This window comes from Archangium sp., assembly GCF_036277355.1.
Taxonomy (GTDB): domain Bacteria; phylum Myxococcota; class Myxococcia; order Myxococcales; family Myxococcaceae; genus Archangium.
Map to the genome: position 1 here is coordinate 14306 of NZ_DASUNC010000176.1, position 18642 is coordinate 32947.

Annotated in this window: 12 protein-coding genes; 5 read left to right on the forward strand and 7 right to left on the reverse strand. The window is 69.2% G+C overall.

Annotated elements, in window-relative coordinates; all coding sequences use genetic code 11:
• Positions 1-162 precede the first annotated feature (162 nt).
• From VFZ09_RS44310 to VFZ09_RS44325, 4 genes are all read right to left on the reverse strand, one after another.
• The gene (locus VFZ09_RS44310) at positions 163-4251 is read right to left on the reverse strand and encodes a hypothetical protein (protein ID WP_329733877.1); all 4089 of its coding nucleotides are present in this window, start codon (positions 4249-4251) and stop codon (positions 163-165) included.
• 224 nt (positions 4252-4475) lie between these two features.
• On the reverse strand, positions 4476-6608 hold the full coding sequence (locus tag VFZ09_RS44315; protein WP_329733878.1) for a membrane dipeptidase: 2133 nt from the start codon (positions 6606-6608) through the stop codon (positions 4476-4478).
• Positions 6608-7333, reverse strand: a complete 726-nt coding sequence (locus tag VFZ09_RS44320) for a hypothetical protein (protein ID WP_329733879.1) — start codon at positions 7331-7333, stop codon at positions 6608-6610. Before VFZ09_RS44320 ends, VFZ09_RS44315 begins: the two co-directional genes overlap by 1 nt.
• A 222-nt stretch (positions 7334-7555) precedes the next feature.
• Positions 7556-7792, reverse strand: a complete 237-nt coding sequence (locus VFZ09_RS44325; protein WP_329733880.1) for a hypothetical protein — start codon at positions 7790-7792, stop codon at positions 7556-7558.
• A gap of 260 nt (positions 7793-8052) precedes the next feature.
• On the opposite strand from VFZ09_RS44325, the gene VFZ09_RS44330 reads away from it, so the two are divergent.
• Positions 8053-8223 carry a hypothetical protein gene (locus VFZ09_RS44330; protein ID WP_329733881.1) on the forward strand — a complete coding sequence of 57 codons (171 nt, stop codon included), beginning with the start codon at positions 8053-8055 and terminating at the stop codon, positions 8221-8223.
• Positions 8224-8226: 3 nt separating this feature from the next.
• On the opposite strand, the gene VFZ09_RS44335 is transcribed toward VFZ09_RS44330, so the two are convergent.
• Together VFZ09_RS44335 and VFZ09_RS44340 are read right to left on the reverse strand one after the other, a co-directional pair.
• Positions 8227-9660: an RIO1 family regulatory kinase/ATPase gene (locus VFZ09_RS44335; protein WP_329733882.1), complete on the reverse strand. Its 1434-nt coding sequence runs from the start codon at positions 9658-9660 to the stop codon at positions 8227-8229.
• 49 nt (positions 9661-9709) lie between these two features.
• Complete coding sequence (locus VFZ09_RS44340; protein ID WP_329733883.1) at positions 9710-11284, reverse strand: phytoene desaturase family protein; 1575 nt, start codon at positions 11282-11284, stop codon at positions 9710-9712.
• A gap of 121 nt (positions 11285-11405) precedes the next feature.
• Here VFZ09_RS44340 and VFZ09_RS44345 point away from each other — a divergent pair, with 121 nt between their 5' ends.
• From VFZ09_RS44345 to VFZ09_RS44355, 3 genes are all read left to right on the forward strand, one after another.
• Complete coding sequence (locus tag VFZ09_RS44345; protein WP_329733884.1) at positions 11406-13214, forward strand: ATP-binding protein; 1809 nt, start codon at positions 11406-11408, stop codon at positions 13212-13214.
• A 190-nt stretch (positions 13215-13404) separates the two neighbouring features.
• Positions 13405-14007 carry a hypothetical protein gene (locus VFZ09_RS44350; protein WP_329733885.1) on the forward strand — a complete coding sequence of 201 codons (603 nt, stop codon included), beginning with the start codon at positions 13405-13407 and terminating at the stop codon, positions 14005-14007.
• A 36-nt stretch (positions 14008-14043) separates the two neighbouring features.
• A complete protein-coding gene (locus VFZ09_RS44355; RefSeq protein WP_329733886.1) occupies positions 14044-14877 on the forward strand; it encodes a hypothetical protein in 834 nt (277 codons plus the stop codon).
• Here VFZ09_RS44355 and VFZ09_RS44360 read toward each other — a convergent pair.
• Positions 14831-17446 (reverse strand): GAF domain-containing protein, encoded by a 2616-nt coding sequence (locus VFZ09_RS44360; protein WP_329733887.1) that lies wholly within the window; start codon positions 17444-17446, stop codon positions 14831-14833. The genes VFZ09_RS44355 and VFZ09_RS44360 overlap by 47 nt on opposite strands.
• A 479-nt stretch (positions 17447-17925) precedes the next feature.
• On the opposite strand from VFZ09_RS44360, the gene VFZ09_RS44365 reads away from it, so the two are divergent.
• Positions 17926-18642: protein kinase domain-containing protein (locus VFZ09_RS44365; RefSeq protein ID WP_329733888.1), on the forward strand; the 717-nt coding region annotated here is incomplete at its 3' end.

Consider the following 18642-nt stretch of genomic DNA (forward strand, 5'->3'; position numbering starts at 1 on the left):
TGCCCCTCCCTCCCCATGGGAGTCCCTTTCTGGATGTTTTTGGCTCCAACCACCGTGACGGACCGCGTCACGCGGGCAGACCCTCACCCTGTCCCTCTCCCGGCGGGAGAGGGGTTCTTGGGGGCGAGGGGCTTGGATTGCCCTGGCTCGGACTTCCCTGGCTCAGGCTCCGACGAGGCTCTGCTGGAACTGGCGCACGTCGCCGATCAGGTCCGCCGCTCCCTTGATGACCTTCGCCGTGCCCAGCACCATCTGCAGCGGGCCCGTGATGCTGTTCAGACCCGGGATCGCTCCGGCCACGTCCAGGCCCAGCTGGCCCGCCGCCAGCGCGATGTCCAGCCCGTCCTTCGGGTCCTTGCGCAGCTCGTCCCACAGGTCCTTCGCGCTGCCAATCGCGCTGCCCGCGCTGATGATGTTGCCCAGCAGCGGCACCGACTTCAGGCCCGCCTTCGCCGCGAACTTCGCCGACTCCTTGGCGATCTTCTCCTTCAGCTCGTCCGGCAGCGCGTCCACGAACCGGCCGAACAGCCGCGTCATGTTCTCGATGCCCTGACGCCCGAACGGCAGCTCCTGGCCCGCCACCTCGAAGTGGTCTCCCTGCGTCAGCAGCGCGCCACCCGCCTCGGCGATCTCCTTCAGCGCCCCGCCGATGTCACCCGTCGACAGCTTCTCCGCCGCCTCGAACAGGTTCGTCACCGCGCCCGAGTCCACCATGGCCGCGTTGAGCTGGGTGTCCTTGAACAGCTCACCCAGGCTGCCCGGGATGTGCGACAGCGAGTTGAGGAACGCCTTGGCCGCGTCCGGCGCCGTCTGGGCGATCGTCTTGCCCGTGGTGGCCAGGCCCTTCACGAAGCCGCTGACGTCCCCGTTCTTGAGCGCCGCGAACGCGTCGCCCAGCGCCTGGCCCACCTGGTCGTTGCCCAGCAGGCTCGCCGCCGCGACGATGGTGTCCTTGGCCCACGCCGGCGCGCCCAGCTTCTCGGCCAGCTTGCCCGCCATGCGCCCGCGCAGCTCCGGCGGCACGTCCGCCAGCGCCTTGCCCAGCGTCTTCAGCGCCTCGCCCGGCTTGCCCTGGGCGATCTGCTGGCCCGCCTGCATCACGTCGAACACCGAGCCGCCCAGCGCCGCGATGTCCGCGCCCGTCTCGATGCCGAAGGGCTTGAGCTTCTCCATCAGCTGCGTGTTCTTCGCGAGCGCGTTGCCCGCGGCCGCCGCCAGCGCCGGGTTGGTCAGCAGGTCCTTCGTGCCCTGCACCAGGTCGCCCGACATCATCTTGCCGAACGCCGCGTGCACGTCCGGGTTCGCCACCAGCTGGTGGACGAAGTCCTTGTCCGTGAGCATCGACTTCACCACGCCACCGAAGCCCTCGTCCGGGAGCTTGCCGGCCGTCGTGGTGATGGCCTTCTCGATGATGGACGGCGGCATCTTGCCCGCCGCGGACTGCAGGCTCGAGAGCGCCTGCTGGAAGTCACCCTGGCCCAGCGCCTGGCCCGCCTTGAGCAGGTCCGGCAGCGCGCGGCCCGCCTGGATGAGCTCGGACGGGGTAATCCCCAGGTCGGTGATGTTCTTGCGCAGGCCCTCGGGCAGCTTGTTGATCAGCTTCTCGCCAATCTTGTTCAGCAGCTCCGGCGCCGCCTCGGCCGCCGCGCCCAGCGCGGTGATGCCGTCGTCGATCTTCCCCTCGGAGAAGGCCTTCACCGCGTCGAACAGGTGCGGCGCCGCCTTGCCGGCCTGGAGCAGATCCTGCTGCGTCAGGCCCGCCTTGGTCAGCATCTCCTGGACCTTGGGGTCGTTGCTCAGCGCCGTGAGCGCCGTGTCGCGCGCCGCGTCGTTGCCGAGCAGCCCGCGCAGGCCCTCGAGCCGCGTGGACTCGTTGAAGAGCTTGCCCACCTGCGAGTGCAGGTCGCGGTTGGTGACGAGCTCCTTGAGGAACTTCTCGTCCGTCAGCAGCGTCTTCACCGCGCCCAGCTGCGGCGGCAGCTGCTGCGCGAGCCCCTTGAGCGCCTGCGTGGTGAGGTCCGGGGCGGCGATGGCCGCCTCCTTCAGCGCGTTGAAGGCCTTGCCCCAGTCCTGCTTGGACGCCGCGTCCGCCGCCTCGAACAGGTGCGGCAGCGCCGGACCCGCCGTGCGGATCTGCTGCTCGGTGATGCCCAGCTTCGCGAACTGGTCCTTCACGCCCTGCGGCAGCGCGTCCACCAGCTTGTTGCCAATCTTGGCGGCCAGCCCCGGCGCGGCCTCGACCGCCGCCTGGATGTCCGCCAGACCGCCCTTCACGTCGCCCTTCTGGATCTTGTCGAAGGCGTCGAAGAGCTTCGGCGCGGCCTTGCCGGCCTCGACTAGGTCCTTGGGCTCCAGGCCAATCTTCGCCAGCTGCTCCTTGACCTTGGGGTCGTTGCCCAGCGCGGTGAGCGCCGTGTCACGCACCTTGTCGTTGTTGAGCAGCCCGCGCAGTCCCTCCATCCGGGTGGACTCGTTGAAGAGCTTGCCCACCTGCGAGTGCAGGTCGCGGTTGGTGACGACCTCCTTGAGGAACTTGTCGTCCGTCAGCAGCGTCTTCACCGCGCCGAGCTGCGGCGGCAGCTGCTGCGCCAGGCCCTTCATGGCCTGCGTGGTGAGGTCCGGGGCGGCGATGGCCGCCTCCTTCAGCGCGTTGAACGCCTTGCCCCAGTCCTGCTTCGAGGCCGCGTCCGCCGCCTCATAGAGGTGCGGCAGCGCCGGGCCCGCCGTGCGGATCTGCTCCGGGGTGATGCCCAGCTTGGCGAACTGATCCTTCACGCCCTGCGGGAGGATCTTCAGCAGCTTGTCGCCAATCTTGGCGGCCAGCCCCGGCGCGGCCTCCACGGCCTTCTGGATGTCCTCCAGACCGCCCTTCACATCGCCGGCCTTGATCTTCTCGGCGGCGTCCAGGAGCTTGGGCGCGGCCTTGCCCGCGTCCACGAGGTCCTTGGGCTCCAGGCCAATCTTGGCCAGCTGCTCCTTGACCTTGGGGTCGTTGCCCAGCGCCGTGAGCGCCGAGTCCCGCACCTTGTCGTTGTTGAGCAGCCCACGCAGGCCCTCCATCCGGGTGGACTCGTCGAAGAGCTTGCCCACCTGGCTGTGCAGGTCGCGGTTGGTGACGACCTCCTTGAGGAACTTGTCGTCCGTCAGCAGCGTCTTCACCGCGCCCAGCTGCGGCGGCAGCTGCTGCGCCAGGCCCTTCATGGCCTGCGTGGTGAGGTCCGGGGCGGCGATGGCCGCCTCCTTCAGCGCGTTGAACGCCTTGCCCCAATCCTGCTTCGAGGCCGCGTCCGCCGCCTCATAGAGGTGCGGCAGCGCCGGGCCCGCCGTGCGGATCTGCTCGGACGTGATGCCCAGCTTGGCGAACTGGTCCTTCACGCTCTGCGGCAAGAGCTTCTCGACCTTCTCGCCGATCTTGGCGGCAAGTCCCGGCGCGGCCTCGACCGCCGCCTGGATGTCCGCCAGACCGCCCTTCACATCACCCGCCTTGATCTTCTCGGCGGCGTCCCAGAGCTTCGGCGCGGCGGCGCCCGCCTCGACCAGGTCCTTGGGCTCCAGGCCGACCTTGGCCAGCTGCGCCTTGATCTGCGGGTCGTTGCCGAGCGCGCCCAGCACCGCGTCGCGCGCGGGGGCGTTGTTGAGCAGCTCGCGCACGGCGCCCGTGTCGCCGGGGTTCTGGATGAGCTTGCCGATGGAGGCGTGCAGCTGGTTGTTGGTCACCAGCTCCTTGGCCACCTTCTCATCCGTCAGCAGCGTCTTGGCCGGACCCTCGGGCAGGTTCTGCGCCAGGCCGCGGATGGCCTTCTGCGCCACCTCGGGCGAGGACAGCGCCGCGTTGCGCAGGTGCTCCAGCGCCTGCTCCGGGTGGCCGCCCGCCACCGACTGCACGGCCTTCTCCAGGTGCGGACGCGCCGCCTGGCCCGCCTTCTTGAGGTCATCCTCCGTCAGGCCGATCTTCGCCAGCGCGCCCTTGTCCGCCGCCGCGTTGGTCTGCGCCGTCGTGGGCGCCGTGGTGGAGCCCAGCTTCTGCGCCTGCTGGCCGCGCGCCGTCGAGGTGGGCGCCTTGCCGCCGTCGAACCCGTCCCGCGTCTGCTGCGGCCGGACCTGGTTGCCCGCCGTGCGCGTCGCACCACTCTGGTTACCGGTGGCCGTCTGCGCCGTCGTGTTCGGCTTCGCCTTCGTCTCGACGGGCTTCGGCTCGGGAGGCTTCGGCTTCGGGATGTAGTTGGAGCCGTCCGTCTTCTTGATCGACATGGAGCTACCTCGCGAGAGTGCGGCACGCGCCAGGGGGTGTGCCCGGTGCGGGAGATGTACGGGGACCTGCTTATTTACGATTATCGACCTTGTAGGTTTCCAGTTGCGCCGGTCCGACATTTTCCTGGATCACCGGCCTCACACGGGCGAGCCCCCCGCTCCACCGGCCTGACGCGGGGCGTCAATTCCGGGAGCGAGGGGCCCGTTCCGAGCGTCCCGCCCTGCTACTGGAGGGTGTAGGCCACCGTGCCGCTGCAGCTGTTGCTGGAGTAGCAGCCCGCGCGGATTTGATAGACGCCGCTCTGCGTGGCCGTGAAGCTCATGTAGGTGAGCACCCCACAACTGTCGTCATTGTAGGCTACCTGGGTGCCACCCGGGCCATACAGGCGCAGGTACGTGTCACCCGAGCCGGAGGAGCCGCCCACGGTACAGGTGCCGAGCTGGAGGGTCTGCCCGGCGTTGAGCAGCACGTTGTGGGTGGGCGTGTTCTGCTGCGCGCTGTTGGTGTTGGTGGCGCTGTAGCTGAACGAGCCGCTCGTGGGGCAGAGGAAGCGCACGCGGTAGTCCTGGCAGTAGCCATCGGACTGGTCGGCGTTCTGGCAGATGCCACCCACGGTCGGAGCGCAGGTGTAGACCTCGCCCGTCTGTGTCCAGTTCACCCCGGAGGTGTTCTGGCACTCGATGCCCACGGGGCTGGAGCACGTCTGGCCGGCGAGGACGAAGTCACCCAGGCCTTCCCAGTCACCGGAGCCGCTCGGGCCATCCCGGTTCAGCCACCCCGTCCAGTTGCCGGTCTGCACCGTGGCCAGGCTCGCGCTGCGCTCCCACATCTGCAGGAAGTTCTCCGCGGAGCGGTTGAGGTGGTCCAGGTAATGGGACGGCGTCCCCACCGCCTGCAGGTCCGACATCAGCGCCGGCAGCAGGCCCACGTGCGCCAGGCCCTTCTTGTGCAGGTCATTGGGCCCGCCCGAGCTGTTGATCTGCGTGTAGTCCGAGTAGCAGGTGAAGGGGTTGTAGCGGGGCTTGAGCTGGGACGTGAAGCCGTTCAGGTCCGCACCGAAGCCCACCTTCAGGCCGTTGTCCACCGCGTACATGAGCGACTGGGCGAAGGACCGGGCCGAGCCCTGGCAGCTGTTGCTGACGGAGGAGCCGTACTGGACGGTCGACTCGGGACCGGTGCGCAGACCCACCATGCCGCCCGTGCTGGTGATCATCTGGATCTCATCCTGCTTGATGTACTTCTCGTGGCGGTCCACGGAGGAGTCGATCGTGTTCCACATGTGCGCGTGCGAGTAGAGCAGCGGGTAGTTCCCGCGCTGCTGCGCGATTTGATGGACGTTGGCGAAGCCCTTGCGCGACAGGTGCGCGACGTCCACCAGCATGCCGCGGTCCATCATCGCGCGGACCAGGGCCTGGCCATCCGTGGTGAGGCCCCGCTCGTTGAGGTAGGTGTCACCGTTGCACGTGCCGGAGCTGCCCGAGCTGTTGCGGCAGACGATGTCGTTGATGCGCGTCTGCTCGCTGAAGGTGATGGCCTCGATCTTGTTGGCCGCGCCGATCAGCTCCTTGATGGGGGCCGCGCCGCCGAAGCGGTTGTCCGCATGGTGCACCACCTGCACCGAGCGTACGCCCATGCTCCTCAGCTCATCGAGCTGCGCGAGGTAGTCCCCCGAGGGGAAGAGCTGGGTGACCTCGACGGCCAGCACGAGCGCGAGCTTGCCCTGCTGGATGAGCGCCCGCGCCTGGGCCGGCGTGGTGGCGATGCCCACCCACCCGCTGTTGCGCGAGACGAAGCCCTGCGCCGCCGTAATCTGGCGCTTGATGGAGGCCATCTCGTCGCAGTCGTACCGGCGCGTGGAGGCGGCCGTGTTGCTGCAGAGGAAGTTGGACTCGGCGACGGACACCACCATGACACGCAGGCCGTTCTGGTACGCCTGCTGCAGCCAGCCCTGCCACATCTGCTGGTGGGCGATGGCGTTCCACATGGGCCACTGCTCGAAGTGCGTCTGCGGGCAGGTGCCGGGAATCTTGATGCCCAGGAAGTACTGGCACTGGCGCCGGTCGTACCCGCGCTTCTTGCCCTCGTGCCAGCCGGTGTCGTCACCGAGCAGCTCCGACACGATGGGGAAGCGCGTGGCCGCGTGGGACTTGAGCGGGAAGTTGCCGTCGCAGCGCTGGACCGCCACGTCCATGGGGCCTTCCAGTTTGCCCGCGAACCAACCGCCTCCGAAGCTGTGCTCGGCCATCAGGTGCGAGTGGAGGTCCGCATAGCCGTAGACGGTCTGCGCACCGGCCGGGGCGCTCGCGCCCAGCACGGCGAGGATCGCCCACAGGAAGAGAGGCTGACGGGAGCTCATCACTTCTTCTCCTTGGACGCGGAGGACCTGGGGGCGGGCGCCGCCTTCTTGGTCGAGGTGCTCGAGGTGGGCTGCGACGTCAGGCAGAGGGTGCACGTCTCCCCGTTGTCGTAGACGAGCGGCGTCACCTGGAGGGTGGAGAGGTTCAGCTTCCGGGTCATCCGGCCCTGGAGATCGCCCAGGTACAGGCCCTTGCCGTCCGGCGTCAGCGCCAGGCCGTGCACATCCTCGGCGGAGGAGAGCGTGTACAGCACGTCGCGCTTCTCGGTGCCGGTGTTCTTGTCCTCGGTGACGCGGACGACCTGCCCTTCCACCACGCCATAGGCCACGTTGAGGTCGGTGCCCTTCACGATGACCGGGAAGTACTCCTCGAACGAGCTGTTGAGGGTGATGGTGCTCCCGGTGGCGCCATTGGCGGGGGCCATCTGCACCAGCTCGTCGCCCGAGCTCGTCCAGAGGACGTACCCCGTCTCCGGATCATACGTGGTGGCGTAGGGGCCCTCGGTATCGGTGGCGAGGGTCTCGACGTTCGAGCCGTCGAGGTTGCTGCGCTTGATGGAGTTGCTGGCGTAGTCCGCCCAGTAGCGCTTCGCCTGGGCCGGGGCCTTCGCTCCGGCGGAGGGTTTGACGATCACCACGCGGGGATCCTGCTGGGCCAGCGCAGCCGGGCCGAGCAGCCATCCACCGAGGCACAGGGACACGTACAGACGAGACCGCGACTTCATGGGGGTACCTCCAGCGTGGCGCGCCACGCTGTCAGCTGATTCGAGGCACCTCCCTCCCAGGCCGCGGGAGGGGATGCCCCGTCTCCAGGGAAGGCATTGCGGTGCGCGCGACTCCCCGCTCCGCAAGCACGGGTATTCGTCTCATGAAAATTCCCTTATTTCAAGAGAGACGGAAAACCCACAGCCTCCCTGGATTCCCGCCGGAAGCGGTCCCGGGCGGGGTCAGCGCTTGTTGTCGTAGGCGATGCCCTTGTTCACCTCGTCCAGGGCCTTCTCGGTGAGCTCGACGGCCTTGGCGCGGTGGCCGCCCTTGTCGTGGGAGGCGGACTTGAGCGCGGCCAGGGCGTAGCGCAGGTGGACGAGCGCCTCCTCCATCTTGGGCTGCTTCTCGGCGAGGGCGCGCTGGGAGAAACCACCGAGGACGAAGGCCACGGCAACGGCGATGACGGTGCGACGCATGGGGGGACTCCTACGTGGACAGGGGTTGGACGGCGGGCCCATCATCCACGAGCGCACGTCAACCTTTCCACAGGCCGTCTGTAGGAACTCCAGTCTTCCCGCCGGGTCGTCACACCTCGGCGCAGGTGGGCGTAAATCTCCCAACGGAAGACGGGGGGCTTGGCGCGTCCAACCGCCAACACACCCTGTCATTTCGACAGGAAGGGCTCGGCAAAGCCTTTGCAGTAGGCCCCTCGCGAAGTCCATCAGGGGGTGCGGGCATGCGGGGAGTCATCACCGGACGCGAGGTACTCGAGAACCTGGGCCTCATCTACCGGGAGTTCGGAGCCACCTGTCTGCTGCGCTGTCTGTGGGTGCTCCTCTCCGGACGCAGCACCACCTTCCTCGAGGTGGCGTGCCAGCCCGAGCCGAGGCAGGAGCGCTACCGCTAGCGGCTAGGACTCGTCTTCCGGCTTCGACGGCGAAGCGGAAGGGACGGCCGGGGACTTCTGCACGTAGGACACCGCCGGACCGCCACCCCCGCCCCGAGGCTGACGCGGCCCCCGATCGGGCCGATCGCTCCTCCGCTCCGGAGGACGCCCCCGCGGGCCCTGCGGCCCCGGCTGCTGCTCCGAGGGCCTCGCGCCCTGCTCTCCCCACTGACGCTGGCCTTCACCGTTCCCACGCGGGAAACGCTCGTCTCGCGCACGGTCTCCCCGCGGGAAGCGCTCCCCCTGGGGGCGGTCGTTGCGCGGCGGCCGGTCCCCCTGGGGACGGTCGTTGCGCGGCGGACGGTCGTTGCGCGGCGACCGGTCGTTGCGCGGCGGGCGGTCTCCCATGGGCCGGTCGTTGTTCCGAGGCGGCCGGTCTCCCATGGGCCGGTCGTTCCGGGGCGGCCGGTCTCCCTGGGGACGCATCTCCCGAGGGCCCTGCTGCTGCTCCGGGGGCCTCGCGCCCTGCTCACGCCACGGACGCTGGCCGTCGCCGTTGCCTCGCGGGAAGCGCTCGCCCTGGGGCCGGTCCTGACGCGGAGGCCGGTCTCCCTGGGGACGGTCTCCCTGCGGCCGGTCTCCCCGAGGTGGCCGGTTGTCGAAGCGGTTGTCGCCGTTGCGCGGACCACCGGAGAAGCGGCGCGGCCCATCGCCCTGGAAGCGGCCCGTGGGCACGAAGTCCGGCGTCAGCTCGCGCTTCGTGTACGCCCGCCAGATTTCAGCCGCGTCCCCGGCGCGCGCACGCAGGCTCGGGTCCGCCGCCTCGAAGTAGCGGCGCAGGTTCTCCAGGTCGCGCTTGAAGAAGAACTCGGCCTGGCTGTTGGCCGCCGCGTCCACCACCTGCGGGAAGTCGATGATGGTGGCCCCGCGGTTGCCCAGCAGGATGTTGAAGGCCGACAGGTCGCCGTGGATGAGGTCGCAGCACAGCATCCGGATGGCCTGGTTGCGCAGGTCGAAGTACAGCGCCGAGGCCTCCTCGGGCGTCAGCGCCGCCTCCTCCAGCCGCGGTGCCGGGTGCCCCTCGAGGTCCAGCACCAGCTCCATCAGCAGCACGCCCTCGTAGAACATCACCGGCTTGGGCACGCACACGCCGGCCGCGAACAGCTTGCCCAGCGCGTCCGCCTCGGCCGTCTTCCACGCGTCCTCGGCGGCCTGCACGCCGAAGCGGCTCCCCTTGGCGATGGCCCGCGCCGTGCGGCTGTTGCGCACCTGCCGGCCCTCGCGGTAGCCCGAGTTGTTACGGAAGTTGCGGTGCTCGCGCTCCTTGTAGATCTTGGCGGCCACCACCTCCCCGTGGTGGCGGACGAGATACACGTCCGCCTCCTTGCCACTCTTGAGGCGGCCCACCACCTCGTCAATCACACCATCGGCCAGAAGGACTTGGAGCGCTTCGTTCATCGTTCGCAGGTCGGAAGGCTCCGAGTCCTACCATGTATTCCGGGGAACCTCAGCCCACACGTGCACGAGGCTCGGTCGAATGCCCGTCGACCGGTGGCACATACGGCCAGCCAGCCAGGGGCCCCTTCCCCGCCTCCCGGGAGAGGTAGTCGGCCGCGATGTTCGCGCTCTCCATGATGGTGAGCAAGCCGCTGCCGGGGTGCGTCCCTCCTCCGACCCAGTAGAGCCCCTCGACGCTGGGGCTCCGCACGTGGGGTCGCAGGGGCCCCAACTGTGTCCAGGTGTGGGACAGGTTGAAGACGGCCCCCCGGAAGACGTTGAAGTCGTCCCGCCACGTCTCGGCGGTGAAGTAGCGCTCGGCGCGGATGTGCTGGCGCACCCCCTTGAGGCCCACCTTCTCCAGCATGGCCGGAATCCGCTCGCGCAGGGTGCGCTCGGTGTCCGCCCAGTCCACGTCCCGCGAGGTGTTGGGCGTGGGCACCAGCACGTACAGGGTGGAGTGGCCCGCGGGCGCCCCGCTCTTGTCCGTCACCGTGGGGTTGCAGACGTAGAAGGGCGGGTCGTCCACGTCCACCTTCTGGTCCTCCAGCGCCTCCCGGTCCGTGCGCCGCGCGCTGTTGGACAGGTAGATGAGGTGGTGGGGCAGCTCGTCGTAGACGCGGTCCAGCCCGTAGTAGGCCATGAAGGTGCTGCACGAGTACTTCGCCTTCTCCAGCGCCGCGTCCGTGAGGCGCGTGCCGGCGCGGGCCTCGGAGGGGACGAGCTTCTGGGCCGCGTAGGGCAGGTCCGCGTTCACCACCACCGCGTCCGCCTCGAGCCGCTCGCCATTGGCCAGCCGCACCCCCGCCGCCCGGCCGTACTCCACCAGCACCTGCTCCACCGGCGTGCCCAGACGGAAGGTGGCGCCCAGGTCCTCGGCGCACTTCATCATCCCCCGCGACAGGGCCCGGAAACCGCCCTCCACGTGCCACACCCCGAAGGCCAGCTCCAGGTAGGGGATGACGCTGAAGACCGAGGAGCACGTGGTGGGGTGCAGCCCCAGGTACTTGGACGGGTAGGAGAGCGCGTAGCTGATGCGGTCGTCGTGGAAGAAACCGTCCAGGTGCTTGTAGAGCGTCTGCCAGGGCTTGAAGCGCAGGGTGGAAAGCAGCCGCCAGGGTGCGTAGTAGGCGAGGCTGTCGGCGTGGGTGGCCATGAACTTCTCATAGGCCAGCGGGTACTTCGCCCGGCTCTCCTCCAGCCAGCGGCGCAGCGCGGGGGCCTTGTCCGGGCCGAACTTCGCCACCTCGCGCTCCATGCGCGCCACGTCCCGCGTGGTGTCCAGGTACGTGCCGTCCCAGAAGTGCACCCGGGTGTTGGTGTCCAGCGGCACCAGCTTCACGTAGTCGGAGATGCGCTTGCCCGCGCGCTCGAAGATGCGCTCCAGCACCCCGGGCAGTTGCATGATGGAGGGCCCCGTGTCCACGGCGTACTCACCGTGCTCGCCCAGGGTGAGCCCCTTCATCCGCCCCCCGGGCACCGCGTCCTTCTCCACCACCGTGACCTTCAGCCCCAACCCCGCGAGGTTGATGGCCGCTGACAGCCCCCCGGGTCCCGCTCCCACGACAATGACGTGACGTACCATGGCGGCCCTACGATGCCTGGAACCGTCCGGCGTTGCAGCTTTCCAGGCGAGCAGGCGTCCCCGGCCCCTCCCTCGGACCCCCCACGGCACGATTCCGGCCCCCCGCGCGTTCTTCCGGCCGATGCGAAAGGCCGTCGCCGGTTTCCTCTTCGTCGCCCTGCTGGCCATCCTGCTGGGTGCCAGCTCGCTCGCCGTCCTGCGCTCGGCGATGCGCTCCCAGGACCAGCTCCTCACCGGGTATATGGAGGACGTGGTCCTCACCCAGGAACTGGTGACGGCCCACACCCACTTCATGCACCAGGCGAGCGACTTCCTCCTGCAGGAGGACGAGGGCCACCTGGACGCGCTGCTCCAGGCCCGCGAGAACTTCGGCACCGTCGTCGGGCAGCTCACCCGCCAGCAGCCCAGGACGCCCGAGGAGCGCCAGCTGGTGGCGCACTTCGTGGAGACCCGGGACCGGGCTCGCGCCGTGATGGACCACCTCATCGCCACCCGGCGCGAGGAGGGCCCCGCCTCCGGCCCCCGGCTGCTGGCCGAGCTGCAGCCCGTCCGCATGGAGATGGAGAAGACGTTGAACGCCCTGGCCGACCACGAGCGCGAGCGCTACTGGCAGACGCGCCATCAGACGCGGGAGGCGTCCAGCCGGGCCCTGGGGATGCTCGCGCTGGGATTCCTCGGGACGGTGGTGGTGGCGGTGGCCCTGGGCGTGTTCCTGGTGCGCGCGCTCCGGCAGCGCGTGCGGGCCGAGTCGGAGCGGGCCGCGATGCTCGAGCGCGAGCATGCCGCCCACCGCGCGGTGGAGGAGCGGCAGGCGCTGTTGGACCTGGTCATCGAGCAGAGTGGCGATGCCGTGGTGGTGACGGACGCCAAGGGCGTCATCCGGCTCTTCAACGCCGAGGCCGAGCGCCAGCACGGTGTCACCCGCCAGCAGGTGTCCGCCCCCGAGTGGGCCGACACCTTCGGACTGCTCACCCTGGACGGACACCCGCTGCCCCTGGAGGAGACGCCGCTCTACCGCGCCCTCCAGGGCCGGCCGGTGAACAACGCCCGCTGGCTGGTGAAGCGGCCGGATGGCTCGGTGCGCACGCTGTGCGGGACCGCCTCGCCCCTGCGCCGGCCGGATGGTTCGCACGTGGGCGCCGTGCTCACCGCCCGCGATGAGACGGAGCGTCTGGCATTGGAGCAGCAACGCGCCAATGCGCTGGAGCGGCTGCGCAGCACCGCGGAGTTCCGCGAGCGCTTCCTCGGTATCGTCGGGCATGATCTGCGCAATCCGCTCAATGCCATCACCCTGTCCGCCCGCGTGCTGCTGGTGTCCGAGGCCCTGCCCGAGCGCGAGCTGAAGGCCGTGCGGCGGATTGCCTCGAGCGCGGACCGCATGGCCCGGATGATCTCCGAGCTGCTGGACTTCACGCGCAGCCGGCTGGGCGGTGGCATGCCCGTGGACCCGTGCCTGGCGGACCTGTCCGTCATCTGCCGCGAGGCGCTGGAGGAGTTGGAGACGTCGCATCCCGGCTCGAGGTTGTCACTGCGGGTGCTCGGACAGGGATTGGGCGAGTGGGACGCGGGACGGTTGTCACAGGTCGTCTCCAACCTGGTGGGCAATGCCTTGCAGTACAGCCCCGAGGGCTCTCCCATCCGCGTCACGGTGGACGGACGGGCGTCCCACGAGGTGGTGCTCTCGGTGCACAACGAGGGCGCGCCCATCCCCGGGGACGTGCTGCCGGAGCTCTTCGAGCCCTTCCGCCGCGGCACCCGAGAGAACGCCCACCACGGTGGCGGACTGGGACTCGGGCTCTACATCGTGCAGCAGATCATCCTCGCGCACGGTGGAACACTGGGCGCCGAGTCGCACGCGGGCGATGGCACCACCTTCACCGCGAGACTGCCGCGCGAGAACCCGGACAGGGCAGTGACGCTCGCGAATTGAGGCGGAGAGAAGAACTGTGGAGCCGCTGGATGAGGGCGGGTAGGCTCCTCCTCACATGTTCGCGGCAAAGTGCATCACCCCATGCCTCCTGGGCTCACTCCTCCTCGGGATGGGGTGTACCCCGCCCAGACCCATCGAAGGTGTCTGGCGCCCAGGCTTCGGAGAAGATCCGGAGCGCATCCCGGGACCGATGAAGAACTTCGGGCCATTCGATTCCTACGCGGACGCGCTGAAGGCGGCTTGCCCGCTCATCCTCTCCAAGCCCAACGCCACCGTGGGCCACCTCCAGGACCTGGACCTCGAGCTGGCAAAACGAGTCGCGACCGAGTACTGCGCCTGGCTGTATTACACGCCGGAGCACCAGTACGAGATGAGCATGCTGACGGACTTGCCGCAGCCGGACGATTTCATGACAAACAGGAAGAGCTGTATACTTCCCACGTTCGTGCATGACCCGCGCTACGAGCGAGGCGAGATCAAATACATCTTCGCCGTCCATAATCATCCATTCGGGTCAATACTCTCCCCGCAGGATCTTCACTTCATCGAAGAAAAAGCCAGCACCCACCCGTGGGAGCTCGAGACGAAGAGCGGCACGATCCGACTTTCCACCATCGCCTTCTTCTCGAAGTCGAAGAACCCCGCGATCCCCACCTGCGATGGCTTCTATCAGTATGTTCCAGCCACCCGTGAAATCATGACGTGGACTCAGATACAGGGCCAATGGAACAGGACGGAGCGCGGGGTCGTCAGGTGGCAGGATGACGGAACATACCGGATCGAGAAGAGATAGGCGGGTTCCCTCCGGAGCCCACTCCGCGGGTATTTCATGGCACCAAGAAAGCTGATTTTCGTCATCGCCATCGCGCTCTCGAGTTGCGTGCGCAAGCCAGAACAATTCTGGACGCCCGCGGGACACGACAGGTCGATCATCTTCCCTATGTCCGTCGGAAGTGGACTCGTCGAGGTGGAGGCGCAGAACGCGACCTATGACCTGGATGGTGAAGTACTACGGGCTTTGATGATCGCCGGAAATGATTACATCCCTCCCGGTATCCCCAACCCTCCGTGTTGGGCCAGACTCGAGTCACTCGAGTATCGGTTCACCCGGCGCGACGACATCATCTTCGTCTATATCAGCGAAGACTTCGAGCGTTGCGGCCGCAAGCTCAGGCCAATGCATTACGGCGCGAAGTACGCGATCAGCAAGGACGGCCGCATCCTCCGGCGCGTCATTGATGGGATGGACGAGGATGATCACGTCTGGAGTCTGGAGACCCCCGATGGCGGGAGCGTGACGGTCGTCACGGAGTCGCGAGACAGCCCCACCCTGGAGGATCTGGACAGGCCCGATAGTGGAGTCCTGATGGTCACCACCGAACCCGTGACCATGCCTGGCGTGATCGTCATCGCACCGATACCGGGCTTTGTGCCCATCCCAGAGAGTCCAGACTTCCCGCTCGGCAACACGATGTCTCCCTTTGATGACGCGGGGACGTGGCCGTGGCGGGCCGGCAAGCGCGTTCCAGGCACTCCCGACGCGGGCCTGGATGGAGGCTCGCCCGATGGAGGCTCGCCCGATGGAGGCTCCATTGGAGACGCCGGAGCCGGGCCCCTCAGTGCACCCCCGTTCCCACCGGATGCCGGGGCAGCCGCACCGTGAACGTGGTGCCCTCCTCCTGCGTGGAGCGCACCGCCACGCTTCCCCCATGCGCCCGGACGATCTGCTCCACGATGTAGAGCCCCAGCCCCAGCCCCGACGTCGACGTCGGTGACTGCTCCTCCCCGAACCGCCGGAACGGCTCGAAGATGGACCCCAGCCGCCCGGCGGGAATCGGCGCTCCCGCGTTGTGCACCTCCAGCCGCACGAAGTCCCCCTCCCCGTACAACGAGAAGCGCACCCGCGACTCCTCCGGGCTGTAGTCCAGCGCGTTCTTCCCCAGGTTGATGAGCAATTGCGAGAGCCGGTCCGCGTCCCACTCGCCCTGCAGATCCCCCTCCACCTCCAGGTCCACCTCCCTCCCCGGCCTTCCCGCCTCCAGCTCCTCCACCACCTCGCGGCACAACGCCGTCAGCTCCACCGCTCGCGGACTGATGGGAATGCCTCCCCCCAGCCTCCCCCTCGCGAAGTCCAACAGGTCCGAAATCATCCGCCTCATCCGCTCGGCGCTGGTGATGATGCGGCGCGCCCCCTTCACGTGCCGCTCCCCCAGGTCCTCCGAGCGCAGCAGCGCGTTCGCCGACAGCAGGATGGCATTGAGCGGATTGCGCAAGTCGTGCGAGACGATGCTCATGAAGCGCTCGCGGAACTCCGCCGTCCGGCGCAGGTGCTCCTCCGCCCGCTTCTGCTCCGAGATGTCCATCACCACCACGCCCAGCCCGCTGACGGAGCCGTCCACATCCCGCACCGGGTAGTAGCTCGCCAGCCAGTACCGTTTCACCCCCGGCCGCGCGGGCGTCTCCCCCGCCACCTCCACGTCCATCACCGGCTGCCCCGTCTCCATCACCCGGCGCAGCACCGGCTCCACCTGCTCGGCGATCCTCGGCAACACCTCGCGCAGGCTCTTCCCCACGTGCTCCCCGGGAGAAAAGCCATTCATCCGCGCCAGGTGCTCGTTGAGCCGCAGGAAGCGCAGCTCCGTGTCCCAGAAGCCCAGGCCCACCGGCACCGTCTCCATGATGGCGTCCAGCCGCGAGAGCGCCTCCTGCGCCCCCGTGCGCGCCCGCCGCTCCGCATCGTAGAGCCGCCCCCGCTCCAGCGCCTGCGCGCACTGGCCCGCCACCACCCCCATCCACGCCCGCTCATCCGGCGGAAACGGGTGGCGCCGGCGGAAGGACAGGCCCATCGCTCCGATGACCCGGCCCTCCACCGTCAGCGGCAGGCACACGAAGGCCCCGTACTCCTCCACCTCGGGATGGCCCCTCCAGTGCGGATAGTCGGCCAGCACGGACTCCAGCGACTCGTAGAAGAGCGGCGTCTGCGTGCGCACCACGTCCCGGTACATGACGGGCGAGTCCGCCGGGAAGTGCGTCCAATCCCGCGTCTCCGCCTCCGCGTAGCCGGTGGTCTCCAGCATGTCGAACCACTGCCCATCCTCCGACAGCAGCCCCAGCGAGCCCCCCGCGGCCCCCAACGCCCGCACCGCCTTCTCCACCACCCCGTGCGCCACCTGCGAGGTGGTGAGCGCCTCCGACAGCGCCGCCGTCACCTCCTGCAACCGGGCCGTGCGCGACTCCTGCTCCCGCAGCCGCTCCAACGCCCGCTCCGCCTGCTCCCGCGCCTCGCGCTCGCGCGCCGCCAGCTGCGCCTGGAGGATGAGCGCCGTGGCCCGGCTCACCATGGCGCCGAAGAGGAGCTTGTCCTCGTTGGAGAAGTCGAACGCCGTGCGGCTGCCCATCAGCGCCACCCCCAGGGCCTCCTCCCCCCGCAGCAGCGGAATCCCATACAGGCCCCGCGTCCCCTGGCGCCGGAACACCCCCGACTTCACCTGCGCCGACGTGCCCGCCGAGCGCAACGCCATCGGCCGCCGCTCGGCCGCGATGCGCCCGGCGAACCCCTCGCCCAGGTGCACGAAGAAGCCGGAGGCCACCAGCTCCTCCAGCCCCACCGAGGCGCGCGCCCGCAGCACGTCCCCCTCGCGCAACAGCAGCGTCACCGAGTCCACCGCCGAGGTGGCCTCCAACATCACCCGCAGCAGCCTCGGCAGGAAGGTGTCCGGGTCCTCCGTCCCCCCCGCCGAGCGCGAGATGCGCTCGAGCACCTGGAAGGTCCGCTCGCGTGCCCGCGCATGCCGCGCGACGGCCGCCGCCATCAGCGCGTCGAAGGCCCGGTGGAAGTGCGCCAGCTCCCCCAGCACCACCGCCAGCTCGTGCGCCGCGCGCTCCTCCAGGTGCTCGGTGTACAGCCGCAGGATGCTGTCGCGCAGGGCCGAGTACTCCCCGGACACCTCCTCCAGGTCGTAGCCCAGGTCCAACCGGTCCAACGCCTCCAGCTCCGGGGTCTCCGCCGGCCCGCCCGGCGTCCCGTGGTGGCGCGCCTCCATCATCCCCGCCATGCGCTCGAGCAGCACCGGCAGGTGGGTGCCGAGCCGCGGGTGGGGCAGGCCCCGGGTACACGGCAGCTGACGCACCGCCCGCTCCCACTCCTCCAGGATGAGGGAGCGGTGTCCCCGGATGAACTCGTGGAGGTGGAGGTGCCCGGGTGTTTCCAGCGGTGTTGGATGCTCCGCCATGCCCTGAAGATGGAGCAGCCCCCAATCGTGAGGCCGCCCCCCCTGGCCCCGGGTCCGGGAAGCTCCCTCCCAGGGCGGCCAGCATTCCCGGCCGCTCCCCTCCTCCGTGCCGTGCGAGCACGCCACCGGGCCCCCCCGCGGGGACGTCACATTCCCCCGTGACACCGCGCGGAGGAGCGCGTCACAGCGCATGGATGGGGCCGGGTCCACGCGGAGTCCAGCCCGCCCCCTTCCCGGTGGCGGACCCGGACGTCCAGGCGACCCCATGCATGCCTCTTCGCGTCAGGCCTGGAGGGGCTCCCAGGGCGCTCCAGTGGTAGACGTCTACCAGTGAAGGAGCACATTTACCCACACCACTGGTAGACGTCTACCAGTGAGCGGGCCTCCCGGGGACGCGCTCGCGCCGAGAGGAAGGCCCGCGCGAGAGGCCGGTGACGGGGGGCGTCATGCTACGCTGCCCCACTCCGGAGGTGGTGCGCATGGAGCAGGCAGCGGTGGGGCGTACGGAGCAGCGGCGTCAGGCGCTGGCCCGGTGGCGGTGGCGGCAGCTGCGCAACCGGTTGGGCCGGGAAGGGGCGCAAGAGGAATTCCTGCCGAAGGTGGGGGAGGGGGTGGCGGGCTTCACCCTGGAGGCACGCCTGGGGGCGGGCAGCTACGGCACGGTGTTCCGCGCCCGGCGTGGCGAGAGGCTGTACGCGCTCAAGCTGCTGTACCTGCCGCACGCGGGGGCGTGGGCGTGGCGCGAGTTGGAGGTGCTGCTGCGGCTGCACCAGGCGCGGCTGGTGGAGGTGGACTGCCATGGGCACCACGGCGAGCACCCGGAGGCCGGGCCCCTCTTCCTCTACGTCGTCACCCCCTACGTGCCCGGCCTGCCCATGGACAGGTACGTGGAGCGCCACAACCCCGGGGCGGCGTGGGCGGCCCGGGCGGTGCTGGCGCTGGCGGAGCAGTTGGGGGTGGCGCACGCGGTGGGCGTGGTGCACCGAGACCTCAAGCCGGACAACGTGGTGGTGGCAGCGGACGGGCACGCGGTGCTGGTGGACTATGGAGTGGGTACCTTCCCGGGGGCGCTCGAGGTGTCGGGAGGAATGTTGCCCAACATTCCCCTGCTGCGCGCCCCGGAGGCGTGGCGCTTCCAGCGCGAGTGCAAGCCCCACGAGGCCTACGCGGCGAGCCTCCGGGACGACCTGTGGGCG

What these genes read in the sequence shown, in the direction of transcription:
- VFZ09_RS44310 (WP_329733877.1), bottom strand. Translation starts at nt 4,251, where the DNA reads ATGTCGATCAAGAAGACGGACGGCTCCAACTACATCCCGAAGCCGAAG.
- VFZ09_RS44315 (WP_329733878.1), bottom strand. Translation starts at nt 6,608, where the DNA reads ATGAGCTCCCGTCAGCCTCTCTTCCTGTGGGCGATCCTCGCCGTGCTG.
- VFZ09_RS44320 (WP_329733879.1), bottom strand. Translation starts at nt 7,333, where the DNA reads ATGAAGTCGCGGTCTCGTCTGTACGTGTCCCTGTGCCTCGGTGGATGG.
- VFZ09_RS44325 (WP_329733880.1), bottom strand. Translation starts at nt 7,792, where the DNA reads ATGCGTCGCACCGTCATCGCCGTTGCCGTGGCCTTCGTCCTCGGTGGT.
- VFZ09_RS44330 (WP_329733881.1), top strand. Translation starts at nt 8,053, where the DNA reads ATGCGGGGAGTCATCACCGGACGCGAGGTACTCGAGAACCTGGGCCTC.
- VFZ09_RS44335 (WP_329733882.1), bottom strand. Translation starts at nt 9,660, where the DNA reads ATGAACGAAGCGCTCCAAGTCCTTCTGGCCGATGGTGTGATTGACGAG.
- VFZ09_RS44340 (WP_329733883.1), bottom strand. Translation starts at nt 11,284, where the DNA reads ATGGTACGTCACGTCATTGTCGTGGGAGCGGGACCCGGGGGGCTGTCA.
- VFZ09_RS44345 (WP_329733884.1), top strand. Translation starts at nt 11,406, where the DNA reads ATGCGAAAGGCCGTCGCCGGTTTCCTCTTCGTCGCCCTGCTGGCCATC.
- VFZ09_RS44350 (WP_329733885.1), top strand. Translation starts at nt 13,405, where the DNA reads ATGAAGAACTTCGGGCCATTCGATTCCTACGCGGACGCGCTGAAGGCG.
- VFZ09_RS44355 (WP_329733886.1), top strand. Translation starts at nt 14,044, where the DNA reads ATGGCACCAAGAAAGCTGATTTTCGTCATCGCCATCGCGCTCTCGAGT.
- VFZ09_RS44360 (WP_329733887.1), bottom strand. Translation starts at nt 17,446, where the DNA reads ATGGCGGAGCATCCAACACCGCTGGAAACACCCGGGCACCTCCACCTC.